Raw genomic sequence first — 226 nt, forward strand, 5'->3', positions numbered from 1 at the left:
ACAAAAAAAGAAAAGAAAAAATAGAGCGAAGCTTTGCAGATTCAAAACAACTGCACGGGCTTCGCTATTGCAGGTTGAGGGGAAAACGGAATGTGAGCGAACAAGTTCTCCTCACAGCCGCATGCCAAAACATGAAGAAGATTGCCACATACCTAGCCAAGCAAGGCTAGGCATGTGGGAGTGCTTTTTCTGCACCTGAAATCAGATGAATATGTAAAGAAACAGC

The 226-nt window shown here is 43.8% G+C and carries 1 protein-coding gene; it reads left to right on the forward strand.

The window, feature by feature from the left end; translation table 11 throughout:
* Positions 1-170: transposase (locus WA279_RS20845; RefSeq protein ID WP_251188585.1), on the forward strand; the 170-nt coding region annotated here is incomplete at its 5' end.
* Positions 171-226 lie beyond the last annotated feature (56 nt).

The organism is Bacillus sp. 204(2023) (assembly GCF_037027505.1).
GTDB lineage: Bacteria > Bacillota > Bacilli > Bacillales > Bacillaceae > Bacillus > Bacillus subtilis.